24 protein-coding genes are annotated in these 22,979 nt (G+C 62.9%); 9 read left to right on the forward strand and 15 right to left on the reverse strand.

The genetic code is table 11. The annotated features are described in order from the left end of the window. Positions 1–68: 68 nt before the first annotated feature. Together ACPWR9_RS01670 and ACPWR9_RS01675 are read left to right on the forward strand one after the other, a co-directional pair. Positions 69–1,388: an MFS family transporter gene (locus tag ACPWR9_RS01670; RefSeq protein WP_150680042.1), complete on the forward strand. Its 1,320-nt coding sequence runs from the start codon at positions 69–71 to the stop codon at positions 1,386–1,388. Between the two features lie 219 nt (positions 1,389–1,607). Continuing rightward, entirely contained in the window at positions 1,608–2,633 is a 1,026-nt protein-coding gene (locus tag ACPWR9_RS01675) for a MerR family transcriptional regulator (protein ID WP_426312597.1), read from the forward strand. A gap of 41 nt (positions 2,634–2,674) precedes the next feature. Here the strand turns inward: ACPWR9_RS01675 and ACPWR9_RS01680 are convergent, their stop codons facing one another. From ACPWR9_RS01680 to ACPWR9_RS01730, 11 genes are all read right to left on the reverse strand, one after another. Then, positions 2,675–3,586: a LysR family transcriptional regulator gene (locus tag ACPWR9_RS01680; protein WP_426312598.1), complete on the reverse strand. Its 912-nt coding sequence runs from the start codon at positions 3,584–3,586 to the stop codon at positions 2,675–2,677. Positions 3,587–3,623: 37 nt separating this feature from the next. Then, positions 3,624–4,205 carry a Holliday junction branch migration protein RuvA gene (gene ruvA, locus ACPWR9_RS01685; RefSeq protein ID WP_426312599.1) on the reverse strand — a complete coding sequence of 194 codons (582 nt, stop codon included), beginning with the start codon at positions 4,203–4,205 and terminating at the stop codon, positions 3,624–3,626. Positions 4,206–4,287: 82 nt separating this feature from the next. Further along, complete coding sequence (locus tag ACPWR9_RS01690) at positions 4,288–5,250, reverse strand: amidohydrolase family protein (RefSeq protein WP_426312600.1); 963 nt, start codon at positions 5,248–5,250, stop codon at positions 4,288–4,290. Between the two features lie 70 nt (positions 5,251–5,320). Continuing rightward, positions 5,321–6,259: a VOC family protein gene (locus ACPWR9_RS01695; protein WP_426312601.1), complete on the reverse strand. Its 939-nt coding sequence runs from the start codon at positions 6,257–6,259 to the stop codon at positions 5,321–5,323. A gap of 25 nt (positions 6,260–6,284) precedes the next feature. Then, positions 6,285–7,205 (reverse strand): fumarylacetoacetate hydrolase family protein, encoded by a 921-nt coding sequence (locus ACPWR9_RS01700; RefSeq protein WP_426312603.1) that lies wholly within the window; start codon positions 7,203–7,205, stop codon positions 6,285–6,287. Positions 7,206–7,252: 47 nt separating this feature from the next. After that, positions 7,253–7,654, reverse strand: coding sequence for a RidA family protein (locus ACPWR9_RS01705; protein WP_426312604.1), 402 nt, complete (start codon positions 7,652–7,654; stop codon positions 7,253–7,255). Positions 7,655–7,685: 31 nt separating this feature from the next. After that, positions 7,686–8,759 carry an Ldh family oxidoreductase gene (locus tag ACPWR9_RS01710; protein ID WP_426312605.1) on the reverse strand — a complete coding sequence of 358 codons (1,074 nt, stop codon included), beginning with the start codon at positions 8,757–8,759 and terminating at the stop codon, positions 7,686–7,688. Then, positions 8,749–9,171 (reverse strand): cupin domain-containing protein, encoded by a 423-nt coding sequence (locus tag ACPWR9_RS01715; protein ID WP_217426947.1) that lies wholly within the window; start codon positions 9,169–9,171, stop codon positions 8,749–8,751. Before ACPWR9_RS01715 ends, ACPWR9_RS01710 begins: the two co-directional genes overlap by 11 nt. 82 nt (positions 9,172–9,253) lie before the next feature. Further along, complete coding sequence (locus ACPWR9_RS01720; protein ID WP_426312607.1) at positions 9,254–10,024, reverse strand: ABC transporter permease; 771 nt, start codon at positions 10,022–10,024, stop codon at positions 9,254–9,256. After that, complete coding sequence (locus ACPWR9_RS01725) at positions 10,012–10,848, reverse strand: ABC transporter ATP-binding protein (protein WP_426312608.1); 837 nt, start codon at positions 10,846–10,848, stop codon at positions 10,012–10,014. Before ACPWR9_RS01725 ends, ACPWR9_RS01720 begins: the two co-directional genes overlap by 13 nt. Further along, positions 10,845–11,876 carry an ABC transporter substrate-binding protein gene (locus tag ACPWR9_RS01730; RefSeq protein WP_426312609.1) on the reverse strand — a complete coding sequence of 344 codons (1,032 nt, stop codon included), beginning with the start codon at positions 11,874–11,876 and terminating at the stop codon, positions 10,845–10,847. The genes ACPWR9_RS01725 and ACPWR9_RS01730 overlap by 4 nt, the downstream gene beginning before the upstream one ends. 407 nt (positions 11,877–12,283) lie before the next feature. On the opposite strand from ACPWR9_RS01730, the gene ACPWR9_RS01735 reads away from it, so the two are divergent. Further along, on the forward strand, positions 12,284–13,156 hold the full coding sequence (locus ACPWR9_RS01735) for a GntR family transcriptional regulator (RefSeq protein ID WP_426312610.1): 873 nt from the start codon (positions 12,284–12,286) through the stop codon (positions 13,154–13,156). A gap of 2 nt (positions 13,157–13,158) precedes the next feature. Here the strand turns inward: ACPWR9_RS01735 and ACPWR9_RS01740 are convergent, their stop codons facing one another. Further along, entirely contained in the window at positions 13,159–14,109 is a 951-nt protein-coding gene (locus ACPWR9_RS01740; RefSeq protein ID WP_150680029.1) for a LysR family transcriptional regulator, read from the reverse strand. A gap of 182 nt (positions 14,110–14,291) precedes the next feature. On the opposite strand from ACPWR9_RS01740, the gene gtdA reads away from it, so the two are divergent. The 6 genes from gtdA to ACPWR9_RS01770 all read left to right on the forward strand — a co-directional run bounded on the left by gtdA (position 14,292) and on the right by ACPWR9_RS01770 (position 20,708). Further along, positions 14,292–15,329, forward strand: a complete 1,038-nt coding sequence (gene gtdA / locus ACPWR9_RS01745) for a gentisate 1,2-dioxygenase (RefSeq protein WP_426312611.1) — start codon at positions 14,292–14,294, stop codon at positions 15,327–15,329. 61 nt (positions 15,330–15,390) lie between these two features. Then, positions 15,391–16,089 carry a fumarylacetoacetate hydrolase family protein gene (locus ACPWR9_RS01750; RefSeq protein WP_426312612.1) on the forward strand — a complete coding sequence of 233 codons (699 nt, stop codon included), beginning with the start codon at positions 15,391–15,393 and terminating at the stop codon, positions 16,087–16,089. 13 nt (positions 16,090–16,102) lie between these two features. Further along, positions 16,103–16,744, forward strand: a complete 642-nt coding sequence (gene maiA, locus ACPWR9_RS01755) for a maleylacetoacetate isomerase (protein WP_426312613.1) — start codon at positions 16,103–16,105, stop codon at positions 16,742–16,744. 47 nt (positions 16,745–16,791) lie between these two features. Beyond that, positions 16,792–18,009, forward strand: a complete 1,218-nt coding sequence (locus ACPWR9_RS01760) for a 3-hydroxybenzoate 6-monooxygenase (protein WP_426312614.1) — start codon at positions 16,792–16,794, stop codon at positions 18,007–18,009. Between the two features lie 172 nt (positions 18,010–18,181). Then, positions 18,182–19,525 (forward strand): MFS transporter, encoded by a 1,344-nt coding sequence (locus ACPWR9_RS01765; RefSeq protein WP_426312615.1) that lies wholly within the window; start codon positions 18,182–18,184, stop codon positions 19,523–19,525. Positions 19,526–19,766: 241 nt separating this feature from the next. After that, positions 19,767–20,708, forward strand: coding sequence for a 2-hydroxyacid dehydrogenase (locus tag ACPWR9_RS01770; protein ID WP_426312617.1), 942 nt, complete (start codon positions 19,767–19,769; stop codon positions 20,706–20,708). 26 nt (positions 20,709–20,734) lie between these two features. Here the strand turns inward: ACPWR9_RS01770 and ACPWR9_RS01775 are convergent, their stop codons facing one another. From ACPWR9_RS01775 to ACPWR9_RS01785, 3 genes are all read right to left on the reverse strand, one after another. Beyond that, positions 20,735–20,986, reverse strand: a complete 252-nt coding sequence (locus tag ACPWR9_RS01775; protein WP_426312618.1) for a hypothetical protein — start codon at positions 20,984–20,986, stop codon at positions 20,735–20,737. Positions 20,987–21,032: 46 nt separating this feature from the next. After that, on the reverse strand, positions 21,033–21,686 hold the full coding sequence (locus ACPWR9_RS01780; protein ID WP_426312619.1) for a hypothetical protein: 654 nt from the start codon (positions 21,684–21,686) through the stop codon (positions 21,033–21,035). A gap of 165 nt (positions 21,687–21,851) precedes the next feature. Beyond that, positions 21,852–22,823: an AraC family transcriptional regulator N-terminal domain-containing protein gene (locus ACPWR9_RS01785; RefSeq protein ID WP_426312621.1), complete on the reverse strand. Its 972-nt coding sequence runs from the start codon at positions 22,821–22,823 to the stop codon at positions 21,852–21,854. Positions 22,824–22,979 lie beyond the last annotated feature (156 nt).

Below are 22,979 nucleotides of genomic sequence, written 5' to 3' on the forward strand. Positions count from 1 at the left end.
GGCTGGACGAATCGCATTTGCGTCATGTTGCAACGTGGTTAACGCGATGCCGCCCATCGCCAATAGAAATGAGAGACACAGTCACAACGAGCGCCGATACCACCAACGTCCCGCCAACCCCTGAAGAAGTGCGCAAACGCGTCTTCGCCATCGTGGCGGCCTCGTCCGGGAATCTGGTCGAGTGGTTCGACTTCTACATTTACGCGTTCTGCGCGATCTACTTCGCGCCGGCGTTCTTCCCCAGTTCCGACCCGACCGCGCAGTTGCTCAACACGGCGGGGGTGTTCGCAGCAGGCTTCCTGATGCGCCCGATCGGCGGCTGGATCTTCGGCCGCATCGCCGACCGTCAGGGCCGCAAGAACTCGATGGTCATCTCCGTGATGATGATGTGCTTCGGCTCGCTGCTCATCGCCGCGCTGCCGACCTACGCCAGCATCGGTAACTGGGCACCGGCGCTGTTGCTGTTCGCGCGTCTGTTGCAAGGTCTGTCGGTCGGTGGCGAGTACGGCACCACGGCTACCTACATGAGTGAAGTGGCGCTCAAGGGCCGTCGCGGCTTCTTCTCGTCGTTCCAGTACGTGACCCTCATCGGCGGTCAGTTGCTCGCCGTGCTGGTGGTCGTGATTCTTCAGCAGTTGCTCGACGAGGCTGAACTCAAGGCCTGGGGCTGGCGTATTCCGTTCGTGGTCGGTGCGATCACGGCCGTGGTGGCGCTCATGCTGCGCCGTACGCTGCACGAAACGTCGACGGCCGCGAGCCGTACCAATAGCGAAGCTGGCACGTTGGCAGGTCTGTTCCGTAATCACAAGGCGGCGTTCTTCACCGTGTTGGGTTACACCGCCGGCGGCTCGCTGATCTTCTACACGTTCACGACTTACATGCAGAAGTATTTGGTGAACACGGCCGGTATGCCGATCAAGACCGCCAGCTACATCATGACGGGCTGCTTGTTCGTGTACATGTGCATGCAGCCGCTCTTCGGTGCACTGTCGGACCGCATCGGCCGCCGCAACAACATGCTGCTGTTCGGTTTGCTCGGTGCGATTGCCACGGTGCCTATTCTGACGGCGCTCAAGACCGTGCAAAGCCCGATCGCAGCCTTCCTGCTGATCTGTCTGGCCCTGGCGATCGTGAGCTTCTACACGTCGATCAGCGGTATCGTGAAAGCCGAAATGTTTCCGACGGAAGTCCGCGCGCTGGGTGTGGGTCTGGCCTACGCGGTTGCTAACGCGATCTTCGGCGGCTCGGCGGAATACGTGGCGCTGGGTCTGAAGAAGGCCGGTCAGGAACCGACGTTCTACTGGTACGTAACCGCCATGATGGTGATCGCGTTCTTCGTCAGCTTGCGCTTGCCGCGAGAGGCGAAGTACCTGCATCACGAGCATTGATGCTCACAAACCGGCGCGCTGGGCTCGCGCCGGTTTGTAATGTAAGACGTCCCGCCTCCCCGGCGGGACGATTCGGCTCTCCCGTCGCATTTCCCCCCTTGGTTGTTCGCTCCCCACGCGTTGTCATCAGCGCAGCCGTTGCTGTCGCATAAAATCGCTTGACCCTCACGCTACGTGAGCCTTCAGCCTTGTCGTACGCCAGAAGAAGGGAGTGCCCGGATGCTGCTCAAAGTCGGTGAATTGGCCAAACGCTGCGGCTTGACGGTACGCACGCTTCACCACTACGACACCCTCGGCTTACTCACGCCTTCGGCACGCTCCGATGCCGGTTACCGGCTGTACGACCGCGACGATGTCGCCCGCCTGCACCAGATTCAGGCGCTGCGCCGCTTCGGCATGTCGCTCACCGACATCGGCACTTGGTTGGCAAGACCCGACGTACCGCTGGCATCGCTGGTCACCCGGCAGATCGAGATGCTCACGCATCAGATCGACGAGGCAGCCCGCCTGCGCGAGCGGCTCACCGGTTTGCGCGCGCAGTTGGACAGTGGTGAGGCGCCGGATCTTGCCGAATGGCTGACAACGCTGGAGTTGATGACCATGTACGACAAGTACTTCACGCAAGACGAACTCGCTCGCTTGCCGCTGTATCAGAACGATGTCGCGCGGGAAACCGAGTGGCCCGCCATGGTGGCGCACGTGCAGGCGCTCATGGCGGCTGGAGACAAGCCGCAAAGCGACGCCGCGCAAGCGGCAGCGCGCCAATGGATGGCGATGGTCGAACGCGACACAGGCGGTGACGCCCGGCTGCTCGCCAAACTCAATCACATGCACGCGACCGAGTCGGAGATGGTGACGCAAACAGGCATCACACCTGCGCTGATGCGTTTTGTACAGGAAGCCTTTGCGCAGACGAAATTCAATCTCTATGCGAAATATCTCGATGAGGACGAGATGCGCTTCTTGCGGGCGAATTACCTGACGTACACGTATGAATGGCCGGTGCTCATCGGCGCGCTACGCGATCACCTGGAGAAAGGCACGTCGCCGAAATCGCCTGAAGTTCTGACGCTCGTGCAGCAGTGGATGACGTACTTCCGCTCGTATGCCGGTGACAATCCGGCAACGCACGCGAAGATTCGCGCAGCACACATGAACGAGCCTGAATTGATGGCGGGCACGCTAGTCGACGCGCGTCTGATCGAGTATCTGAAACAAGGGATGGCGCATCTGCGGCCGCAATAACACCACCGCGCGAAGCAACGCCCAGGGAAACGCGTTCAGCGTTAGGACGCGTCGTCTTCCGCCGCGCGCTGCGCCGCCTGCCAGATGGCATCGAGCACGTGATGCGGTTGGTGGCGCCGCCGGTACAACGCGATGTCGAACCCGATCTGCCAGTCTTTACCGCCGACGATGGCGAGGGTGCCTCGGCTCACGTCGTCGGCGACCAGCCGCTGCGGCAGCCACGCGATGCCGGTGCCGCGTCGCGCCATCGCGAGAATCGCCTCGTATGAGTCGGCTTGATACACCGGCTTGAGCGTCGGCCGGTTCGGCATTTCCGCCAAATGCCGCGCCAGCACGGCGCGCAGCGTCAGCGTACGGGCAAACGCCAGCCACGGAATCGGCGTCGGCCCTGCGGCCAATCGGTACTTCGCGCGCCCCTTCGCATCGAGGGCGCTCACCGGCACCAACACCTCACGCGAAACCGTCAACCAGTCGAAACGCTCCCGATCGATGAGCAGCCGTGTGTGCGGACTCGAATAAACGAGCAGCAGATCGACCTCGCCCGAGGCCAGCCGCAGAATCGCCTCTTCCGCCCCGCTGGTCGACAACGTCGCCGTGAAAAAACCAATACGCGAGACGGTTTCGTCGTACCAATCTGGGAAGAAAGTTGCCGCGAGCGTGCGCCCCGTCGCAATCTTGAGATTGTTTTCGAGCGTGGGTGCGGCGTCCTGCAAGTGCGTGCGCGCGCCATGCAGAATTTCGAGCGCGTTGGTCGCGGCATCGAGAAAGACGGTCCCTGCGGCGGTAAGTTCGAGCGGCTTGGTGCGCTCGATGAGCCGGGTACCGACCCATTCTTCCAGCGCGCGAATGCGCCGTCCGAACGCCGGATGCGTGACGAAACGGTTCTCGGCCGCCCGCGTAAAACTGCGCGTGCGTGCGAGTTCGACGAAGTCTTCAAGCCACCGGAGTTGCATGCCGTTTCCTCACGCCAACAGGTTTGCGAGCGTCAGATCAGCCCTTCGAGAGCGACTTGAGCGCGTGCTTGATACCGTCGGACACGGTCGTGCCTTCGGGCACCGTCTTGACGGCGGCCAGCGCTTCCTTGTCGGAATAGCCGAGTGCGAGCAGCGCGTTGACCACATCGCTCTTGTGATCGTGCGGCGTCGCCGTGCCGGGCACCGTGCCCGGTTGCGCACCGAGCTTGCCTTTGAGTTCGAGCAGCAAACGCTCGGCCGTCTTCTTGCCAATACCCGGGATTTTCACGAGGCGGCCCGACTCTTGCAGCGTCACCGCCTGCGCAATGTCGGCCACGCTCATGCCCGAGAGAATCGCCAGCGCGGTGCGTGCGCCGACGCCCGAGATCTTGAGCAATTCGCGGAAAGTGTTGCGCTCATCGACGCTGCCGAAGCCGAACAGCAATTGCGCGTCCTCGCGCACGATGAACTGCGTGAGCAGCGTCACACGCTCGCCAATGTTAGGCAAATTGAAGAAGGTGCTCATGGGCACCGAGATTTCGTAGCCCACGCCCTGACAATCGACCAGGAGATGCGGCGGATTCTTTTCCAGCAAGGTGCCGGAGATGCGGCCAATCATTGACGCCCCGAGAGAGTGACTTTTCAGGCGGCAAGTGTAGCAAACGGCGGGCGTCTGGGCGCGCAAGCCCAGCCAGCTTGCCTCAGCGCAGGCCGTCGAGCAGCTCGTGCGCGTTTTCCGTGCGGATGCCTTCGGCAAGCGCCGGGTCCGCGTCGGCCAACTGGGTGTGCGGTGTGAGCAGCCCCATCGGAAACGGCCAGTCCGAGCCGAACAGCACGTGATCGCGTCCGAACACCGATGCACTAAGCGCGAGCGCCTGCGAATCGTGCACGATGCTATCGACGTAAAAGCGTCCGAGCGCGGTGCGTGGCGTCGGCAGCGATGTATCGACGCCGGGCCGAGCCGTCCGATAGCCTCGCTCGTATCTGCCTGCGAGCATCGCCGTCGCACCGCCGCCGTGTGCCAGACAGAAGCGAATCTTCGGATGACGCGCCGCCACGCCGCCGAACACCAGATGCGAGGCAGCGACGGCTGTCTCCACCGGATTGCCCATCAGGTTCTCAAGATAGAAGTTGGCGAGCCGTGTATCGCAGCAATGCCCCGGATGCAGGAAGACGAACGCCCCTTGCCGGTCCAACACCCGCCACAGCGATGCGTAGCGGTCGTCGGAGAGTGTGCCGTCGTATCCGCCAGCCGCTGCGGCGTAGCGCGCGTCTCGCGTGTTCGACGCCGAAATCTCCTGCGCCAGTTCGGGATGCTCAAGCGGCAGATGCACCAGCGGCGAGAGGCGTGTGTCGTGCTTCGCGCAAACCTCGGCCAGTGCTTCGTTGACATAGCGGCACCACGCGCGCGACGCCTCCTCGGGCAGGTGCGCGCGATACAGCGGCGGCGGAATCGATACCCACGCGCGCTCGATGCCCTGCTCGTCCATCCACGCGATGAGCGACTCGGGAGAGAACAACGCCCCGATGCCGACGATATGTCCGTCGACGTCGAGCTTGCGTTGCGAGGCGTCCCAGCGCACGCCTTCGATACCCGCAAGCCGCGACGGCTCGATAGGGGCGAGATGCGCGTGTACGTCCAGCGCAATGCGAGGTATGGTCATTGCCCTTGCTCCGTTGTGTTGCCCGCCGCTTGCCTGTCCCGGCAAGATGTCTCGGCTATCGTGCGTCTCGTCAGCGGGGTTCCAGATTGGCGTTCATATCTTTGCCCCAGAACTCGGGCGACCAGCGCGGCCCCCATGTGTAGGGCAGGTCGTTCCAGTCGCGGCATACCCATGCGCTGGTGATCTTGTCCATGTCGGCATAGAACTCGACCCAACTGCCCCACGGGTCGCGAACATAGTGAAACAGGTTCGACGCGATGGCGTGTCGTCCCGGGCCAAACCCGTCGCCATAGCCCGCCTCCCGCATACGCCAGGCGCCGTAACCGATGTCGTCGAAGCCCGGCACTTGAAAGCTCGCATGCTGAAAGCCGCGATGGGTGCTGTTGATCAGCCCGAAGCAGTGATGGTCGATGACACCGACGCCCGCCGCCATAAATGCCACTTTGCCCGCCGCGCGGTCGGTGGTGCGCAGCCCAAGCACATCTGCATAAAAACGTTCGGCGCGCTCCCACTCGTTCGTGAAGATCAACAGATGGCCGATGCGCAACGGCACGCGCGCCTTGTCCAGCGTTTGCCAAAGATTTACGTCCACACGGCGCGACTCGCCGCCGAAGTTGTACGTGGGCATGGCCACGCGCGGCTGTGCCTGTGCCGACTCGGGCTGCAAATGAATCCACGTGCCCCACGGGTCTTCGAACCACAACCCCGCACGTTGCCAACCGGCGGGCGCACGCGTATGCACCTTCAGCCCGTTCGCTTCGATTTGCGCGACGAATGCCTCGGCGGTGTCGGGTTCGATGCGAAACGACAAGTGATGCAGACGCTTCTCGTCGCCACGTGTCAGCACGATCTCGTCGCCGCTGCGTCCCGGGCAATTACACAGCAACGCCTGCCCGTCGGCGGAGCGCTTCACGTCGAGGCCGAACGTACTGTAGAACTTGCTCGCGGCCTCCAGATCGGGCACCGTCATGCCAAAACCGTTGAGTCCGCTGACCGCTACCTTTTCCATGGGAATCCTCATTCGGTTGCCGTCGTCAGGCCTGCACCGGGGCGTCGATCGTCACACCAGACTCCCCTCGCAAGTTTGCCTTCACCAGACGGTTGCGCAGTTCGCCCAACCCGCTGCCATGCACGATGACTTCATCACCTTCATGCAGGAAAATTTGCGGCTCGCGCGCGTTGCCTACACCGCTCGGCGTACCCGTTAGCAATACATCGCCTGCACGCAAGGTCATGCCGAACGAGAGTTCTGCAATGAGTTCGGGGATGGAGAACGCCATCTGCGCCGTGCTTGCCGATTGCAGCACGGTGCCGTTCACCACGCATTCCAGATGCACGCGCGCCGGATCGATTTCGTCGGCGGGCACCAGCCACGGCCCGAGCGGCATGGTGGCATCGAGGCTCTTGCCTTTGAGCCACTGACCGCCATGCCGACGCTGTAAATCGCGCTGCGACACGTCGTTGGCGAGGCAATAGCCCCACACGTGCTCCATCGCGCGTTCCACCGGAATGCTGCGTCCCGGCTTGCCGATCACGACGACCATCTCGGCTTCGTAGTCCCACTTCGCGGAGACGGTAGCGTCGTAGGCGATGTCGTCGTACGGGCCGAGCACGGTGTCGGGCCCCTTCGTGAAGAACGTCGGCGCCGTCGGCTTCGGCACGTCTTGTCCGTCGCGCTTGCCCTTACCTTCTTCGAAGTGATCCCAGTAATTCCAGCCCGTGCACAGCACGTCGCGCCGGAACCGCGTAATCGGGGCGAGCAAATGCGCGCTGTTCACCGGCACGCGTTCGGCTTGCGAAGTGGTGGCGTACTCTCTGGCGTGCGCGAGCGCCGGTGCCCCGCCTTCGATCAGGCTGACCATGTCGCCGACGGCAGCCGGAAGTAGCACCCATGCGTCGTCATGCCGGATGGCAATGCGTTGTTGGTTCTGATGCAGCAGCGTAGCGAAAGCCATGACTTATCTCGGTTTCTCAGTGGTTTCGTGGGGTCCGGATGTCCGGGTCAGGCGTTCGGCAACACGGCAATGGCATTGATCTCGATGAGGTAATCGGGCGAGACCATCTTCGTGACTTCGACCATCGTCGATGCGGGCAGTGGCGCACGGAAGTACTCGCGGCGCACTTTGTGGATGGCTTCGAAGTGCTCCATATTGCGCACGTACACATCGACACGGCACACGTCGTCGAGCGTGCCGCCCGCCGCTGTCACAGCGTTCTTGATGTTCTCGCACACCTGACGCGTCTGCGCTTCGATATCGCCCACCCCGGCAATGGAGCCATCGGGACGGCGCGCGGTCATGCCGGAGATAAATACGAGCTTGCCGCGCGCTTCGATCGTCGTGGCCTGCGAGAAATGCCCGTTGGGTGTGCGCAGGGCGTCGGTGCTGATCTGTTCTTTTGCCATGATGAGAGTCCTGTTCTGCTGCAAGAAAACATCAAAGGGATTGCCATTCGGCGGGCGCCTCGACGCCCGCCTCGCGCGCGAGCGCGATCAACTGTTTTGCCGTGTCCAACGACACTGGACACCGCTCGCAATGATCTTGAGCAAACTGCCAACTCTGTTCACCGGGACTGAAGACGCGCTCGACGCCCGGGGCAGGTTTCGACTCACGTACCGTGCGAGCGAGGCCGCTGGCACGTTGCGCGAGAGGGCGTTGCAAGCCGAAGTGCGACGCATCGATGGCGAGAAACGCCTGTGCGCTGCCATAGGGAATCGCGGTGTCGCCGTAAAGCGGTTGCACTTCGTCGCCGACGGCGCCGTCCGATAGCCCGCCGCACAGCAAGTCGATCATGAACGCCAGCCCGAAACCTTTCGGCCCGGCAGCGGGCAGCAACATGCCTGCAATGGCCGTAGCCGGGTCGTGCGTCGGCACGCCTTGCGCATCGGTGGCCCAGCCGTCGGGCAACGTTTTTCCCGCGCGCTCGGCAAGGCGAATCTTTCCCATCGCGCTCGCACTCATCGCCATGTCGAGCACGACCGGCACATCGTCGGCGTGTGGCATGGCAATGGCGAGTGGGTTGTTGCCCACACGCCGCTGCGCGCCGCCGGGGGCGGGCATCAATGGCCGCGTGTTGGCCATGGCGATGCCCACGCAACCGACATCGGCCATGCGGCGCGCCCAGTAGCCTGCTTCGCCGAAGTGAAACGCGTTGCGCACAGTCACCATGGCGAGGCCGTATTCCCGGGCTCGCGCCGTCGCGAGATGACACGCCTGATGCGCACTCAATTGGCCGAGCGCATTGGCAGCATCGAGCACCAGCGTGGTCTTGCCGTCGTGCACGATCTGCGCTTCGTCGGCACACGTCACCGATCCGGCCTTCATTCGTGCGAGGTACATCGGCACGAGCATCACGCCATGCGATGCCTTGCCGCTGATGTCCGCCGCCACCAATGCGTGCGCCACAATCTCTGCGCTGCGCGGCGACACGCCTGCGACCGTGAACAACGCGGCGATCAGCGTGTGAAGTTGCGCGGGCGGCAGACCGTCGGGAATCGATTCAATGGGCATCGCGCTCGTCCGTGTACCAATCGGGCTTTTGCGGGTAATGCGGCCCGTCGTAAATTTCGACAACGATGGTTTCCTCGTGGGCGAGCGTCGGGCCGTGCACGTTGCCTTTCGGGTTGCAGTAAAAACTGCCCGGCAACAGCGTCACGCCCGTCGACGTGTACTCGTACTTCCCGCTCAGGCAGTACATGAATTGATTCGACGCGTGCGAATGCGGGGCCGGAATGCCTGCGCCTTTTGCGAACTTGATGAGCGCGATGGACGCGCCCGTCTCCTCGTCGCGCCAGAACATCTTTTCGGCAATACCCGCGAGCGACTTGTCGCGCCACGGCATCGCTTCGCTGTGCAGCAGGATCTCGGCAAGCGAGGGCATCGGGGCACCGGCGGGTGCGGACTGGCGATCTTCACTGCTCATGGAACGTCTCCCTGTATGACGCGTCGGCGCGCCGGCGCATGTGTTGATGCGTATGCCTCAATTCCTTGCACGACCTTGTCGACTACGCCGCCTCTGCGGTATGCGGCAACCACGGGCGCAGCGCCACTTCGATGAGCGCCACAGCGCCGTATAGCCCAAGGCCAAGAATGGCGAGCGAGATCAGTGCAGCGAAAGCGAGCGGCGTGTTGATCTGCGAATTCGCGACGAGCAGCAGATTGCCCAGCCCTTCGTTGCTTCCCACGAATTCGCCGATCACGGCACCGATGACGGCGAGGGTCACGGCGATCTTCGCGCCCGAGACGATGTGCGGCAGCGCCGCTGGCATCTGAATCTTGGTGAAGATCTGCATGCGGGTTGCGCGCAGCGATGTCGCGAGTTCCAGCAGACTCACGGGCGTAGTGCGCAGCCCGGCCGCGGTATCGACCACGATGGGGAAGAACGCCACCAGCCAGACAAGCGCCAGCTTCGATTCGATGCCCGTCCCCAGCCACACGAGAATGATCGGGGCGAGTGCCACCTTGGGGACCGACTGCATTGCAATGAGCAGCGGATAGAACATACGGTTGAGTACCGGCGAGTTCGCGATGATGAACGCGATAGGCACCCCCACGATGAACGCCAGCCCGAAGCCGTAGACGCACTCTTGCAACGTCACCCAGCCTTGCGAGACGAGCGCGGCGCGATCGTCGACGAACGACTGTGCGATCTGCGCGGGTGTCGGCAGCACGGCGATGGGCACGTGAAACATCGTGACGTAGGCCTGCCAGAGCGCAATGACAACCGCGATGCCCAGCGCCGGATATGCCACCGCGCGCAAATTCATTTTTGACATTTCACGACTCCCAGCGACGCGCTCGCATGACGCTCGTACGCGGTGAATTGCGGAGTGAAGCGCATTTCCTGCGTGCGCGGATACGGCAGATCGATGTCGATACGCTCGGCAATCTTCGCGGGGCGACGGCTGAACACCAGCACCTGATCGGAGAGGTAGATCGCTTCGGAAATGCTGTGCGTGACGAACATCACCGCCGCGCGGGTGTGCTCGCGAACGTTGAGCAGCAAGTCGTGCATTTCCATGCGCGTGAAGTCGTCGAGTGCACCGAATGGTTCGTCCATCAGCAGCAATCGCGGCGCGTGGATCAGGGCGCGGCACAGCGCCACGCGTTGTTGCATGCCACCGGAGAGTTCGTGCGGACGCGCATCGGCGAATGACGCAAGGCCGACTAGCTCAAGCAATTCCCGGGCGCGTGCTTTCGCGGCAGCATCGGCACGTCCGAGGATTTCCATCGGAAACAGCACGTTGGTCAGCACGTTGCGCCACGGCATCAGATTCGCGCTTTGAAACACGATGCCGAAGTCGCGCTGGGCGCCCGTGATCGGTTGCCCGTCGATGCGAACCACACCGGTCGTCGCACGCGTGAGGCCCGCCACGATGCGCAGTAACGTCGTCTTGCCGCAGCCGCTCGGGCCGAGCAGCGCGACGAGTTGCCCGGCTTCGAAACTACAGCTCACACTTTCCAGCGCGACGGTCTGGGCATTCTTGCCGCGCGGCGGATAGACCTTGCTGACGCCCTCGATGTGGGCGAACGGTTGAGCAGCGGGAGCCGCGCTGGCTTGAGACGCGATGGCATGCGCGGCGTCGCGAGGTGCGTTCATGCGCCCACCTTCGGCAGAAATTCGGTCGTGTATAGCTCGGCAGCCGTGGGCGCTTTGCCCGTAATGCCGATGTTCTGCGAGATGAAATCGAGACTGCGCTTCATGCGCTCGGCATCGATCCAGCCCAGCCCGTTTTGCTGCGTCGCCGGGCTTTGTGCCAACGTGCCCAGCAGTTTGATTTCGCCCACCGCGACGTCGTGATTGAGGCCGGGCACGTAGTTGGCCATGACGGTGGCGGCGCCGTCGGGATCGGCCAGCGTGTCGCGCCAGCCTTGCATCGCCGCCTTGACGAAGGCGCGCACGGTGTCGGGCTGGGTCTTCATCATTTCGTCTTTGACCAACAGACCGTTGGCGTACAACTCAAGGCCGTTCGCCGCGAGCAGCAGCGTGGTGAGTTGCCCCGGCGGCAACACTTTCTCGATACCGACCTGACTGAAGATGAAGTTCTCGATGGCCGGGACTTTCTTGCTAAGCAGCATGCTCACGCGCGCCGAGCCGTCGACGTTGACGAACTTGATCGATCCCGGGTCGAGCTTGTGCTGCTTCATGAAGCCCTGAATCACTTTCGGCGAGAAGCTGCCTGCGCCGCTCGCGACTTCGAGGCCGGTGAGCTTGTCGGGAGTGCCCGCGTTAGCGCCCGACGCCAGCGAGAAGATCGCGTAGGGTGCGCTTTGATAATTCATCGCCACGAAGCGCGCGCTGCTAGCGCCTCTTGCACGAGCCAGTGCCAGCGACACCACGTCGGAGAATGCGAACTGTGCGATCCCCGATTCGAGTGCCTGAATCGCCTGTGCCGTCCCCTGCCCCGGCACGATCTTGACGTTCAGCCCCGCCTGTTTGAAGTACCCCTTGCCTAACGCGACGTACCACGGCGCGTGGCGTCCGAGCGCGGTGAAATCGAGCGACAGCGTGAGCTCACCGGGGGGCTTGTTCTGCGCCTGCGCGCTGCCCCACTGCCCCGCCATCCACCCGACAGTTGCTGCTCCGATCGCCTGTACGACCTGCCGACGCTTGCTGTTCGTTGCCATTACCCGACTCCCAAGGAGATACCAGCCGATGACACTTGCACGCCAATGCTCACGCCCCAGCCGCGGGTTGACCTTCACCCTTCACACTCCCCAGAAAAGCAGTTGTGTGCGCTTGCGGGTCGTAATATAGTTGGTGAAATGTTGTGTGATATGTTACAGAATTGCAACTGAAAAATTATTGATGGCGAAGTAGCCGGTCATAGGGAAACGTCGATGAGGCTTCTGAACGTCCGCAGTGTTGTCCGTCGTTCAACACGCCTATGCCGTCGTATCACGGTGGGCTTGCTCATGCGGCGCTTGAGAGCCACCGGCGTTTTCGCTGCGATAGAATGCGCGCAGCCTGTCGTGGCCGACGTCTCACCGGCTGTGCGAAGTGCGCGTGCGCGCTTTGCCGAAGCTATCGCTACATGGCGCAACGTACGCCGCTCGGTCGTCTTGGCGCAGTTGGCGATCTGCCTCGCGCCGAAGCGCTCGAAGCACTCGAAGCCTTACGCCGTCATGCCCCGCAGGCGTCATTCCGTTGGAAAGAGTCGATGAAAAGCTTTAAAGAGATGCCGGCAACGGCAAGCGCCTCGCAACCGATTCGGACATCGAGCGCAGCCCCTTCGCGGGACGCAAACGGTAGCGCCTCGACGCGTATTCGCAAGGGGCCGTCGCTCGCCGAACAGGCTTACGACGAAATCAAGCGCCGCATTCTGTCGCTCGAATTCGGGCCCGGCCAGTTCTTCAACGAGTTGATGATCTGCGAGCTCATCGGCTTTAGCCGGTCGCCGGTGCATCACGCGATTCAACGCCTCAAGCTCGAAGGGCTGATCGACATCATTCCGCGCAAGGGCTTGCAGATTCGCCGCGAATCGATGGACGAGATTCTCGATCTGCTCGAGGCGCGTTGGGCCGTCGAAGCGAATGTCGCGGCCCTCGCGGCGCAACGCCGCACCGACGACCAACTCGCGCGCATGCGCGCGCTGCTCGATGCGTCGAGCGAACTCAACCGCGACGACGACCGTGACCGGTTCATGCAGATCGATCACGATTTTCACGCGGTGATTGCCGAGGCGGCGGGCAATAGCGCGCTGACCGACATCATGCGTTCATTGCACGAGCGTTCTGCGCGATTGTGGAAGCTGCGCGTGCTGGCGCCTGGCGATCTGCCGCACACGCAAGACGAACATCAGGCGGTGCTCGAAGCGATCGAAGCCCGCGACAGTGTGGCGGCGTCCAATGCGATGGCCGCTCACCTTGCCTCGCTGCGCCGCAGACGCGTGGCGCCGGCGAGTTGATTTCAGCCGTCGCTCTCGATCCCGGCGACGGCATCTCCTAGCGAACGATTCGCGGCACTGCGCAGACAGTCGAGCGCAGCGACCACGGCCGCGCGGTTCGCGCCGTCGTCGCGCCAGTACATCGAAATCGCCCCGAACCCCGCCAGTCGCAGCGGCACGATGCGCAACGCACCAAGTGCCTGCAAGCGGCTCGCCGTGCGATGCGACGCCAAGCCGATCATGTCGCTGTTGTTGAGTAGTGTGAGGTTAAGAATCGTCGAATTCGATTCGACCGTATCGCTCGGCAACGGGTATCCCGCCTCGGCGAGCGCGGCTTCCAGTGCATTGCGAATTGGCGTGCCTCGTGGCCATACCACCCAGCGATAGCGCTGCATGTCGGGCCAATCCACCTGATCGAGCGAGAACACCGGGTGCCGCGCACGCGCCACGAAGTGCAGCGGTTCGAGATAAAGCGCTTCGGCACGCACGGTGCGATCTTGCAATTCGGGCGCCGAGCGCCCCACCACGATATCGATTTCGCTGTGCGCCAGCTGATTCATCAACCGGTCCATCGTGTTTTCGATCACACGGGCCTGCACGCGCGGCATGCGTTGCAACAGCAGCAACACGGCTAGCGGCACCGTATCCGCCGACGATGCTCCCGACGTGCCGATAGCGACCAAACCGCTGCCGCCCTCGCGCATTGCGTCGAGATCGTCGCGCGCCGTATCGAGTTGCGCCTCGATACGGCGCGCGTGTTCGATCAGGGCTTCCCCGTAGGCCGTCGGACGCAAACCGCGCGCCTGACGCTCGAACAGCGGCAAGCCGATATCGTCCTCCAGATCCTTGAGCCACTTCGATAAACCCGGCTGCGTCGTGTTGAGCAACGCCGCCGATTGGCTCATGTTGCCCGTCTCGGCAAGGGTCAGCAGCATCTGCAAGTTGCGCAGACGCAGGCGATGTGTCCAATCCATGCGCAGTCTCCGGGCACCGGACCGGTGCCTTCCCATCGAATTTCAAGCCATCGAGTCATACGTTTTTTCGTATGGATCCGATGATTTTTTCATTTCATAAGTTATGTCTCGCCGAGTATAACGCTATCCATAGACCAACCGGGGCCCCGTCCAGCGGGCCACCGGACCAAGAGGAGACACGCATGAACGACCGCGCCCCCAGCGCCGAGCGCGCTGCATATTACGAACACATCGGCCGCAACCACATGGCCCCGCTGTGGGAATCGCTGCACAGCCTCGTGCCGCCCCAGCCGCGCCCGCGTGTGGTGCCCGCCATCTGGAAATACAACGAAGTGCGCCCGCTTGTGATGGAAGCGGGCCGCGTCATCAGCGCGGAAGAAGCCGTGCGCCGCGTGCTGATTCTGCAAAACCCGGGCACGCCGGGCTCGTCGAGCATCACGGGCTCGCTCTATGCCGGTTTGCAACTGATTCTGCCAGGCGAGATCGCCCCGAGCCATCGTCACACGCAATCGGCACTGCGCTTCATCGTGGAAGGCAGCGGAGCGTGGACCGCCGTGAATGGCGAGCGCACCACCATGCACCCGGGCGACTTCATCATCACGCCGTCGTGGACGTGGCACGACCACGGCAACCCGGCAGACGGCGAGCCGGTCGTCTGGCTCGACGGGCTCGATATCCCGCTGGTGCAGTACTTCGATGCCGGTTTCGCCGAGAACTACCCCGAGTCGCAACAACCGGTGCAGCGCCCCGAGGGCGACAGCTTCGCGCGCTACGGCTTCAACATGCTGCCGGTGCGCCATAAGGTGAGCGACCCGACGTCGCCGATCTTTAGCTATCCGTACGCTCGCTCGCGCGAAGCGCTCGACACGCTGTATCGCAACGGCGAACTCGATCCGTGGGACGGCATCAAGCTGCGCTACGTCAACCCGGCCACCGGTGGCTGGCCGATGCCGACGATGGCGACGTTCATGCAGTACCTGCCCGCTGGTTTTCAGGGCAAGACCTATCGCAGCACCGACGCCACTGTGTTCTCGGTGGTCGAAGGGCGCGGCACCGTGCGCATCGGCGACGAGCAGTTCCAGTTCGAGCCGCGCGATCACTTCGTCGTGCCGTCGTGGGCACCGGTGCAACTCGCCGCGCTCGAAGACGCGGTGCTGTTCAGCTACTCGGACCGCCCGGTACTCACCGCGCTGAATCTGCTGCGCGAGTCACGCACCTGATTGCGCACGACCGCGCGCCGCATACGACACCTTTTTTCACTTTTTCGTCGAGTCAAACACTATGTCTTTCGTCTTCGCTCCGCCCGCCACCGTCGCCGTTCCCGTTGTCGGCAGCAACGACCAATTCGCCGTGCGCCGTGTCTACTGCGTGGGCCGCAACTACGCCGCCCATGCACGCGAAATGGGCTTCGATCCGGACCGCGAACCGCCGTTCTTCTTCTGCAAGCCTGCCGACGCCGTGCTGCCGGTCGCTTACGGTGAAACGCTGGAATTGAAGTACCCGGCGCAGACCAGCAACTATCACTACGAAGCCGAACTCGTTGCCGTCATCGGCAAGGCCGGTTCCGACATCCCGCTCGATCAGGCGCTGGAACACGTGTGGGGCTATGCCGTGGGCTTGGACATGACGCGCCGCGATCTGCAAATGAAGATGCGCGAGATGGGCCGTCCGTGGGAAATCGGCAAGGCGTTCGATGCGTCGTCGCCGATCGGCCCGATTCATCCGGTCTCGAGCGTCGGTCATATCGCAAAGGCTGCCATTTCGCTCACCGTCGACGGCGTGCAAAAGCAAAAGAGCGACATCACGCACCTGATCTGGTCGGTCGCGGAAACGGTGTCGTACCTGTCGCAGTTCTTCCGCCTCGAACCGGGCGATCTGATTTACACGGGCACGCCTGAAGGCGTGGGTCCGGTCAAGGCAGGCGAGACGATGGTCACGGCCGTCGAAGGGCTGGGCGAGATCACCGTCGCCGTGGTCTGAGGCAAGAACGGTCATGCAGCTCTATAGCTTCTTCAACAGCTCGACGTCGTACCGCGTGCGCATTGCATTGGCGCTCAAGGACGTGGCGTTCGACACCATCCCGGTGAACATCCGTGTCGGCGAGCATCGCGCCGACGCGTATGTCGACGAAGTCAATCCGTCGGCGGTGGTGCCTGCCATCGTCGATGGCGACTTCTCGCTCGGGCAGTCGCTCGCGATTCTCGACTATCTCGATACGAAGTACCCCACGCCGCGCCTGTTGCCGCAGGACGTTGTCGCGCGCGCACGCGTGCTGGAACTGGCCACGCTCATCAGTTGCGATATTCACCCGATCAACAACCTGCGGATTTTGAAGTATCTGCAAGGCACGCTCGGGTTGACGCCTGAACAGAAAGACGCGTGGTATCAGCACTGGATCGCCGAAGGCATGGCCGGTGTGGAACGTCTGCTGGAAAAGCATGGCCACGGCGCGTGGTGCTTCGGCGACGCGCCGACGCTTGCCGACGTGTGCCTCGTGCCGCAGATCGCGAATGCGCGGCGCATGGGTTGCGACTTGTCGCCGTATCCGCGGGCGCTCGCCGTGTTCGAACATGCCAGCGCGCATCCCGCATTCCTCGCGGCAGCACCCGACAAGCAGCCGGATTTCTCGGCCTGAGATCGGCAGCTGAGTCAGACAGCAGAAGAGGTAGTAGGAGACAAAACATGACACAACCCCATCAACCGAAAGCACTCGTCGTCGGCGGCGGTATCGGCGGTCTGGCCGCTGCGCTCGCCCTCGCGAATCAGGGCGTGCGCATCGAACTGCTCGAACAAGCCGAGACCATCGGCGAGATTGGCGCGGGCATCCAGCTTGCCGCCAACGCGTTTGCCGCGCTCGACGCGTTGGGCGTCGGCGACGCCGCGCGCGCACGCTCGGTGTTCACCGATCACATCACGCTGCGCGACGCTATCGACCGAAGCGTCATTGCGGAAGTCGACGTCGGCGCACCGTATCGCGAGCGCTTCGGTAACCCGTACGCTGTGATTCACCGCGCCGACATTCACCTCTCGATTCTGGAAGCCGTGCAGCGCAATCCGCTGATTCAGTTCAAGACGGCCACGCGCGTTGTTTCGCTGGAGCAGGACGACAGCGGTGTCACGGTGATCGACCAGCATGACGAGCGTCATACGGCCGATGCCGTGATCGGCTGTGATGGCGTGAAGTCTGCCGTGCGTGACGCGCTCATCGGCGACGAGCCGCGTGTGACCGGCCACGTGGTGTATCGCGCGGTGGTCGATGTCGAGAACATGCCGAAGGACTTGCAGGTCAATGCGCCGGTAGTGTGGGCAGGCCCGCACTGCCACTTGGTGCACTACCCGCTGCGCGGCGGCAAGCAATACAACCTCGTGGTGACGTTCCACAGCCGCGAGCAGGAAGTTTGGGGCGTGCGCGATGGCAGCAAGGAAGAAGTGCTGTCGTACTTCAAAGGGATCGATCCGCTGCCGCATCAGATGCTCGACCGCCCGACGTCGTGGCGACGTTGGGCCACGGCCGATCGTGACCCGGTTGAACAATGGAGCTTCGGGCGCGCCACCATCCTCGGCGACGCCGCACACCCGATGACGCAGTACATCGCGCAGGGGGCGTGTCAGGCACTCGAAGATGCCGTCACGCTCGGCGCCGCGTACGAAGCCGCCAAGGGCGACTTCGTCGATGCGTTCCGCCGCTACGAATACGCGCGCATTCCGCGCACCGCACGCGTGCTGTACGGCGCGCGCGATATGGGCCGCGTGTATCACGCCAAGGGTGTGGATCGCTGGGTGCGGAATTCGCTCTGGAAAGGCCGCACGCAGACGCAGTTCTACGACGCCCTGCAATGGCTGCACGGCTGGCGCGCGGAGAACTGCCTGTCGCAAACACCTTGGTTGCGCGACGCGTGATCGACGTAGCTGACATATCGGCGACGCCCCCGCAAGCCGAACCGCAGCACCGTTCACAAAACAACAAATTGCGCGAATAAGCACACGAATAAGCAAACGAATAAGCGCGCGATGCATTCGCGTCGGCGGCAGGTTTGCCCCGACGCTTCTGGCACCTTCGAGGAGACACCCCATGCCAGCCAGTCCCATCAACGTCACTGCGTTCATCGATCGGCATCGCATCTCGCCGTTTCAGGTGATGATCGTCGTCCTGTGTTTTTTGATCGTCGCCATTGACGGCTTCGACACGGCGGCAATCGGCTTCATTGCGCCTGCCATTCGCGCCGAGTGGTCGCTCACGCCCGCGCATCTTGCACCGCTGTTTGGCGCGGGGCTCGCCGGGTTGATGGCGGGCGCGTTCCTGTTCGGGCCGCTCGCCGATAAGTTCGGCCGCAAGACGATTCTTATCTTCTCGGTGCTGTTCTTCGGGCTGGCCAGTCTCGCCTCGGCATGGTCGATGGAGTTGTGGCAACTGATCGCCTTGCGGTTTCTGACCGGGTTGGGTCTGGGCGGCGCCATGCCGAACGCCATTACGCTGACGTCGGAATACTGCCCCGAGTCGCGCCGGTCGTTTCTCGTGACGACGATGTTCTGCGGCTTCACGCTGGGTTCGGCATTTGGCGGGCTGGCGTCGGCCGGGCTGATCGAAGCGTTCGGCTGGCGCTCGGTGCTGATCGTGGGCGGCGTGATGCCGCTCGTGCTCGGCGCGGTGTTGGTGCGTGCGCTGCCGGAGTCTGTGCGTTATCTCGTGATGGCGGGCAAAGCACCGGAGCGTATTGCGGCGTCGTTGCAACGTATTGCGCCGAACGAGGACCTGCGGGGCGCGACGTTCAATGTGGCGACGAAGCCGTCGACCACGTCGCCGGTGGGGCATCTGTTCAATCCCGCGTTGTTACGCGGCACGCTGCTGTTCTGGCTCACGTTCTTCATGAGCCTGTTGGTGATTTATCTGCTCTCTAGCTGGTTGCCGACGCTGTTGCGCACGAACGGTCTGACGCTGCGTAATGCGGCCATCGTCACGGCAATGTTTCAGGTCGGCGGCACGCTCGGCGCGATTGTGCTGGGCTGGCTCATGGACCGCTTCAATCCGCACTATGTGCTGGCAGGGGCTTATGCGCTCGCGGGTGTCTGCATTGCGGCGGTCGGGCCGCTGGCGAGTTCGCCGGTGCTCGCGTCGGTTGCCGTGTTCTGGGCGGGCTTTTGCGTCTCGGGTGGTCAAGTCGGCGCCAATGCATTGTCGGCAGAGTTCTATCCGACGGATTGCCGCGCAACGGGTGTGAGCTGGGCGAACGGTGTCGGGCGGCTGGGGTCGGTGGTCGGGTCGGTCGGTGGTGCGTCGATGCTGGCGATGGGCTGGTCGATGCCCGCGCTCTTCGCCGCTATCGGTGTGCCTGCCGTGTTGGCCGGTGTGACCATGCTGACCTTGGGCCGTTTGCGTCATCGCGAAGCGGCACTGGCGATGCGAGCCCCTGCCTGAATAGGTGGCGATTGCTGAGACCTTATCGCTACTGCTGGCGTTGTAGGTAGCGAAACGGGAAGCCATCACGGGCGCCTGAAACTTCGAGTGACTTGAAGCTTCAGGCGCCCGTCTGCGTTTATGGCGACACATTTGCGTGAAGATGCGCGGCTTAGCGATGCTGCGATGCGCAAACCGTCGTGGATAGGAATAAAGTAGCGGCTGTCGTTGCACTATTTCACCCTACCGCCGGAGATTGAAGGTGTCGCTGCCCCCACTGCTGGTCCTTATCCCGATGCATCCTGAGCAGTTGTTAGAACTGCAAACCCATTTCGATGTGATCTACCGTCCGAGCCATCACGCTACGCCCGAAGGTTGGGGTGACGAAGGTGCCCGCGCTCGCTTCGTGCTCACCAATGGCTCGCGTGGCATGAGTGCTGCCGAGTTGGTGCATCTGCCGAACGTGGAACTCGTGAGTGCATTGGGTGCTGGTTATGAAAACCTCGACCTCGACGCGTTGCACGCACGCAAGATCGTCGCCGTGAACGGTGCCGGGGCCAACGCGCCGACGGTGGCCGATCAAGGCTTCGCGTTGTTGCTGGCGGCGGTGCGCCGCATCCCCGAGTACGATGCGGCTTGCCGCAAAGGTGTATGGCGCGACGCGCTGCCGATGCAGCCGGGCGTATCGGGCAAGAAGCTCGGCATTGTGGGATTGGGTGCAGTGGGTAAGCAGTTCGCCAAGCGTGGCGAAGGCTTCGATATGCAGATCGGTTATCGCAACCGCAAGCGTCGTGACGACGTGCCTGCGCATTATCAGTATTTCGATAACGTGATCGCGCTGGCCGAGTGGGCCGACTATCTTGTGGTGACCGCGCCGGGCGGCGCGGAAACGCATCACATGGTGAATGCCGACGTGTTGCGTGCGCTTGGCAAGCACGGCTTCCTCGTGAATCTTGGACGTGGCAGCGCCGTGGATACGGCAGCGCTCGCGCAGGCGCTAAGCGACGGCACCATTGCCGGTGCCGGTCTCGATGTGTACGAGGGCGAGCCGTCACCGCCCAAGGCACTCATCGACTTGCAAAACATCGTGCTGAGCCCGCACGTGGCGGGTCGCTCGCCGGAAGCGGAAGCCGCCACGATCGCCATGTTCATCGAGAACACGCGTCGTTATCAGGCCGGTGAAGCGGTGATGACGCCTCTGTGATGGCGGAGCAGTCTGCCTGATACGCGTCAGTGATTATCGAGCCCGTCGATGCTCCGCTCGGGAGACGGCGTGAGGGTTACGCCGTCGTTGACGGGTTCGAATTCGATGCTGCTTTTCGCACTTCCCGTCGTAAATACGGTGTCACAGGTGGGGCATTTCACCTGCGCGTCGGAGTGGAGATAATCGTGGAGGGCCTGCACCGTCGGCTCGCTCGCGGCGACGGAAAAGCGGGCTTTGCAGGTCGGACAAACAACGAAACCGGTGTGAATCGACAACATGGCAAGCCTCCTGCGAGGTAGGTCGATCAAGCATACACGGATTCATTTACAGCCAATCGGTGCGACGGGGCCGACCACGCGGCGCTGCGGGCGACGTCGAATGATCGTTGGCCGCCACGCCGACAGTCGGCTCACCCGGGCCATCGGTTGCCGCAGCACTCCGCCCACGCTGACGCGGGTCGAAGTCGCGCCACTCGCCGTCCTCCCAAACACCGTTCGCTTGTTCAATCGCCGCGGCGCCCGCATCTCGCAATACCGAGATCGCCGTGTCTGCGGTGGATTCGCTCACGTGCGTGGCCAGCATCACGCCTGCATCGCGCATACCCGCCTGCGCCGCCGAGACGCGCTCACGTCCGCGCAGACGGCGCAGCGCGCCAAGAAACGCGCCTAGATACGCCCCGGCCATCATGCCCACGACCGGCACGAGCCAGAATCGCCACACGATCACGAACAGCAACGCACCCACGGCCAGCCCGAAGGCACCGCCTGCAATGACACCCGGCGCCGCGCCCTTACCCGCGGGGCGTGCCGCTGCATCGGCATTGACATCGCCCCCCGTTGGAAACGTTGCGTGCTGTCCGGTTGGGTTCAGAAAGAAAACCGAAACATCCGTCGGCCGAAACGCCCGGTCGTACAACCGGCGCGCCACCAGATTCGCCTGATCGAACGTCGTGAAACGGCCTGCCACGATCATCGCCATCGAAAACCTCCCATATGTTTCTGGTGCTGACCTACGACACCTATTCCTGTGGGATGGAAGGTTTTCCACTTTGTTTCATTGAGGAATCCTTACGCACTGTGCGCAGGCATTGAGAAAACTAATATCAGGAGACTTCGGGATGCTCAGCCCGCTGCGATCCGAACGTCAGCGTGCCCCTGCCCCAGCATCGCCCTCCTGCAACCATTTCCGTTTATCGCGCAGCGGCGCGTCGCCGAACACGCGGGCATATTCGCGGCTGAATTGTGATGCGCTCTCGTAACCGACCGCCTGCGCAGCCGCAGCCACCGCAATGTCTGCTGCGAAGATCAGACGGCGCGCTTCCTGCAAGCGCAACTGCTTCTGGTACTGCAACGGACTCATCGCCGTCACCAGCTTGAAGTGGTGATGCAGCGACGACACGCTCATGTGCACTTCCTGCGCCAACGACTCCACTCGCAGCGGCTGCGTGTAATGCTCGCGCAACCAGCGCACCGCATGCGCCACACGATTCATCTGGCTATCCTGCAACGCCATCTGCCGCAGCAGCACACCCTGCCCATTCATCAGCAACCGATAAATAATCTCGCGCCGAATCATCGGCGCCAGAATCGGAATATCTCGCGGCGTCTCAAGCAACCGCAGTAGACGCAACACAGCATCGAGCAGCAACGCGTCGAGCCGGTTGACGTACATCCCCCGCCCACTCTCAGCAGGCGCAGGCGGCGGCAAATGCTCGTCGCCAATGAGTGCCGTCACGTCGTCCACCGCCAGATCGAGCCGCAAGCCAAGGTACGGCGCGTGCTCGCTCGCGCCGCTCACTTGCGCCACCACTGGCAAGTGCACCGACGACACCATGTAGTGCATTGGATCGTAGGCATAACTCTCGTCGCCAATCTGCACTCGCTTGGCACCCTGTGCGATTACCGCGAACGCCGGTAATTGCAATGCTGGCTTCGGCCCGCCCGGATGAAGAATTCGGTGTACGAAGAGGCCCTCGACCGCCGTGGGCGTCGTGCCCTCCAACCCATGCGTCGCGCGTTCGAGCAAGCGCACCAGTTCATTTCGCGCCGCACGCGACGGATCGTCGGCGAACTCGCTCGCGGGGACCACCGGCGGTTGTGTTTTGACCAGATGCATTCGAAAGGCTCCACAAGCAAAGCCGTGCAAGACAGCAATGACGCACAGCATACGCCCGCCGGACGAATTTGCCTGATCCTCCATCGACGGATCGGCACGATCGGGCACGAAATCCGGAGAATCCGGCAATTTCCGCACGCCTGCATCGCCCTGACT

It is taken from the genome of Pandoraea pneumonica (assembly GCF_049918595.1).
Taxonomy (GTDB): Bacteria; Pseudomonadota; Gammaproteobacteria; order Burkholderiales; family Burkholderiaceae; genus Pandoraea; species Pandoraea pneumonica_A.

Excerpts from the sequence above, each read along its gene's own strand:
- ACPWR9_RS01680 (WP_426312598.1), bottom strand. The coding sequence starts at position 3,586 with ATGCAACTCCGGTGGCTTGAAGACTTCGTCGAACTCGCACGCACGCGC.
- ruvA (WP_426312599.1), bottom strand. The coding sequence starts at position 4,205 with ATGATTGGCCGCATCTCCGGCACCTTGCTGGAAAAGAATCCGCCGCAT.
- ACPWR9_RS01765 (WP_426312615.1), top strand. The coding sequence starts at position 18,182 with ATGCCAGCCAGTCCCATCAACGTCACTGCGTTCATCGATCGGCATCGC.
- ACPWR9_RS01705 (WP_426312604.1), bottom strand. The coding sequence starts at position 7,654 with ATGGCAAAAGAACAGATCAGCACCGACGCCCTGCGCACACCCAACGGG.
- ACPWR9_RS01760 (WP_426312614.1), top strand. The coding sequence starts at position 16,792 with ATGACACAACCCCATCAACCGAAAGCACTCGTCGTCGGCGGCGGTATC.
- ACPWR9_RS01695 (WP_426312601.1), bottom strand. The coding sequence starts at position 6,259 with ATGGAAAAGGTAGCGGTCAGCGGACTCAACGGTTTTGGCATGACGGTG.
- ACPWR9_RS01785 (WP_426312621.1), bottom strand. The coding sequence starts at position 22,823 with ATGCATCTGGTCAAAACACAACCGCCGGTGGTCCCCGCGAGCGAGTTC.
- ACPWR9_RS01700 (WP_426312603.1), bottom strand. The coding sequence starts at position 7,205 with ATGGCTTTCGCTACGCTGCTGCATCAGAACCAACAACGCATTGCCATC.
- ACPWR9_RS01735 (WP_426312610.1), top strand. The coding sequence starts at position 12,284 with ATGGCGCAACGTACGCCGCTCGGTCGTCTTGGCGCAGTTGGCGATCTG.
- ACPWR9_RS01675 (WP_426312597.1), top strand. The coding sequence starts at position 1,608 with ATGCTGCTCAAAGTCGGTGAATTGGCCAAACGCTGCGGCTTGACGGTA.
- ACPWR9_RS01730 (WP_426312609.1), bottom strand. The coding sequence starts at position 11,876 with ATGGCAACGAACAGCAAGCGTCGGCAGGTCGTACAGGCGATCGGAGCA.
- ACPWR9_RS01715 (WP_217426947.1), bottom strand. The coding sequence starts at position 9,171 with ATGAGCAGTGAAGATCGCCAGTCCGCACCCGCCGGTGCCCCGATGCCC.
- ACPWR9_RS01775 (WP_426312618.1), bottom strand. The coding sequence starts at position 20,986 with ATGTTGTCGATTCACACCGGTTTCGTTGTTTGTCCGACCTGCAAAGCC.
- gtdA (WP_426312611.1), top strand. The coding sequence starts at position 14,292 with ATGAACGACCGCGCCCCCAGCGCCGAGCGCGCTGCATATTACGAACAC.
- maiA (WP_426312613.1), top strand. The coding sequence starts at position 16,103 with ATGCAGCTCTATAGCTTCTTCAACAGCTCGACGTCGTACCGCGTGCGC.
- ACPWR9_RS01725 (WP_426312608.1), bottom strand. The coding sequence starts at position 10,848 with ATGAACGCACCTCGCGACGCCGCGCATGCCATCGCGTCTCAAGCCAGC.
- ACPWR9_RS01720 (WP_426312607.1), bottom strand. The coding sequence starts at position 10,024 with ATGTCAAAAATGAATTTGCGCGCGGTGGCATATCCGGCGCTGGGCATC.
- ACPWR9_RS01740 (WP_150680029.1), bottom strand. The coding sequence starts at position 14,109 with ATGGATTGGACACATCGCCTGCGTCTGCGCAACTTGCAGATGCTGCTG.
- ACPWR9_RS01750 (WP_426312612.1), top strand. The coding sequence starts at position 15,391 with ATGTCTTTCGTCTTCGCTCCGCCCGCCACCGTCGCCGTTCCCGTTGTC.
- ACPWR9_RS01670 (WP_150680042.1), top strand. The coding sequence starts at position 69 with ATGAGAGACACAGTCACAACGAGCGCCGATACCACCAACGTCCCGCCA.
- ACPWR9_RS01690 (WP_426312600.1), bottom strand. The coding sequence starts at position 5,250 with ATGACCATACCTCGCATTGCGCTGGACGTACACGCGCATCTCGCCCCT.
- ACPWR9_RS01780 (WP_426312619.1), bottom strand. The coding sequence starts at position 21,686 with ATGGCGATGATCGTGGCAGGCCGTTTCACGACGTTCGATCAGGCGAAT.
- ACPWR9_RS01710 (WP_426312605.1), bottom strand. The coding sequence starts at position 8,759 with ATGCCCATTGAATCGATTCCCGACGGTCTGCCGCCCGCGCAACTTCAC.